This window comes from Yersinia pekkanenii (assembly GCF_001152565.1).
In the GTDB taxonomy this organism is placed as follows: Bacteria; Pseudomonadota; Gammaproteobacteria; order Enterobacterales; family Enterobacteriaceae; genus Yersinia; species Yersinia pekkanenii.
Genome location: NZ_CQAZ01000140.1, coordinates 1 through 2,157, shown reverse-complemented (window position 1 = coordinate 2,157; position 2,157 = coordinate 1). Strand labels below are relative to the sequence as shown.

Genomic DNA, 2,157 nt, shown 5'->3' with positions numbered 1-2,157 from the left:
GAGTGGGATAAGGTTGGGTCAGATTACGGCATTATGACCGAGGGCTACAGGAAGAAGTATGAGCAGTATTATGGCCCCAGAGACGAGGAAGAAAAGCAACGGGCTGAGGCAGAGCAGCGTAAAGCAATAGCACCCGTCAATGCGCCTTACATACTCCCTGACAATCAACAACAAGCAAGGTTAACGCAATTAGAGGCACAGTATGACCTCCCAGCCACTATTCTTGATCGCGTCTATCAGGCTGAGTCTGGGCGAGGTAAAAATCTGTTGTCCCCAAAAGGTGCGCAAGGTCCATTTCAATTTATGCCACCAACGGGCAGGGATTATGGATTAAATTCCACGGAAGACCGTATGGATTTTAATAAATCCAGTGAAGCGGCCGCAAAATATCTTTCTGATTTGCTTAAAATGTTCGACGGTGATGTCAATAAGGCGGTTGCTTCTTATAACTGGGGGCAAGGGAATGTCAAAAAGCACGGGTTAGGGAAAGCACCCGCCGAAACGCGGAACTATCTCCAGAAAATTATGCCGGGCTTACCTGCTATTCATCCTCAGCCAGGCGAGTTAGCGGGTAACGCCCCTGATATCAATACACCCCAGCAAAGCAATTCAGGTAGTGCCAGTACCCCGGATATCAATGCATCTACTCCAGCGTCTATAAACACCCCCCAACAAAGCGATGGTGGCGGTGCCGATCAGATTGCCAGCGCTATCGCTCAAGCGATGAGGGATAACAAATCAGAGGTAGAGCTGACGATCATTGATAGTAGAACTGGTGAACGCCGGGTTATCGCTGGGAGTCAAAGTGGAAAGGTAGCAACCTCCATGAACTTATGATCTATCGCGGCGTATCGACCCAATAGAGCACTAATAGAAAAACATTACTGACGCCAGCCCGCCATTGTGCGGGTTTTTTCATTTCTGGAGGGCTAAATGTCACTGATTAACAATGCGCTTTCTGACTTACTGGGTACGGGTGGTGATAGCTGGCAGTGGTCTGAGCACCTTCACCCTGCATCTTTTCGGGGCGTTCCTTTTGCAGTTATGACGGCGGAAGGTGTTTTCGGTCGTCGTCAGGCTATTCATGAATACCCTTATCGAGATACCGCATGGATTGAAGATATGGGCCGCGCAACTCGACGCATAACTATTCGCGGATTCCTTATTCAAAGCAGCGGTCTTTATAATGCTCCCGATGTCATGACCCAGCGGGATTCTCTCATTGCCGCCTGTGAAATGCCCGATTCGGGAACATTGATACACCCCACATTGGGCGAAATGACGGTCAGTATTCCCGAAAGTGGTCTTCGACTGAATGAAGGGGGGGAGTCAGGGCGTGTCTTTGAATTTACGCTAACGATTATTGAATCTGGTTTGCGGGTATTTTCCGTCACCAGCTCAGCGGATGCCGTTTCATCGATTCAGTCTTCATGGTTTGGCTTGGCCTCTAAATCCGTTGCGACATTTATCGCGACGGTAAAAGGTGAAATTCGCTCGGTCACTCAAACCATTAGAACGCTGAAGAGTACGGCTGCATTCTGGGTCAATATGGTGAATTCAACAACCAGTGAAGCGACAAACCTTGGGAATGTGCTCCGCTCAACGCTGGGTCGGGGTCGCTACGGGCGCTACAACCACGGCACAGTTGGCGGCAGCGTATCGGGTGCTACCTCATCTGTCAGTACACAAAGTGATACCACCAATTTATCCGCGCTGGTGGCACAAAGAATGGCGGTATCAGTCGAAGGGCGTGAGTCAGTAAATCGGGCCACAGAGGCATTACGATCAGCCTCCACAGTCGAAGCACATGCCAATGCTACTCTTGCTGTCGTCAGTGCCATATTGGCCAGCGGAGCCAGTACCCTTGATTTAATCCGTATGATGCAAGAATTAACCACCATCCATGACAATACCTTTCGTCCCAACCTCAGTGACAGTAATACCGCCGCCGCCAGTTATCAGCTCATCATTGTGTTGTGTGCCGGTGCAATGGTTTTTGCTGCATCGCAATATCAACCGGAAAGCTATGACGATGCGGTCGATATATTGACGCGGGTCTGTGATGTCGTAGACGGCGCGGCACTCTCTGCGGCTGACGGCGGTGATGATGAGGTATACCAGGCATTAACCAATTTACGAGGTTCTATTGTCACGCTG

2 protein-coding genes are annotated in these 2,157 nt (G+C 50.0%); both read left to right on the top strand.

All coding sequences use genetic code 11. From position 1 onward, the window contains the following. Positions 1 to 837, top strand: an 837-nt coding sequence (locus AEP37_RS23330) for a lytic transglycosylase domain-containing protein (RefSeq protein WP_049615564.1), incomplete at its 5' end; no start/stop codon positions are given. A 96-nt stretch (positions 838 to 933) separates the two neighbouring features. Next, positions 934 to 2,157: DNA circularization protein (locus AEP37_RS23325; RefSeq protein ID WP_049615563.1), on the top strand; the 1,224-nt coding region annotated here is incomplete at its 3' end.